This window comes from Paraburkholderia sp. SIMBA_030, assembly GCF_046535245.1.
GTDB lineage: Bacteria > Pseudomonadota > Gammaproteobacteria > Burkholderiales > Burkholderiaceae > Paraburkholderia.
In genome coordinates, this window is sequence record NZ_JAWRXB010000589.1 from 1 (window position 1) to 270 (window position 270).

Sequence of the window (270 nt, forward strand, 5' to 3'; positions counted from 1 at the left end):
CGGATGAACAGACCCGCGTAGGTGCCCCAGTCGGCGGGCCACCACGGCTGCGAGTCGGTCAGCACCGTGCGCAGGTCGGCCTTCAATGCGTCGTAATCGAGCTTCTTGAATTCCGCGCGATAGTCGAATTGCTCGCCGAGCGGATTCGAGCGCTGCGAATGCTGATTGAGCAGATCGACGCGCAACTGATTGGGCCACCAGTGAAGATTGGCGGTGCCGCTGCCGGCAATGGTTTTTGCAGCGGCGTGGAACGGGCACTTGCCTTGTTCG

General features: G+C 61.9%; 1 pseudogene. It reads right to left on the bottom strand.

Features of this window, described 5'->3' with window-relative positions:
* Window positions 1-270 (bottom strand): annotated as a pseudogene (locus SB772_RS41305) (catalase-peroxidase); the annotation flags it as partial.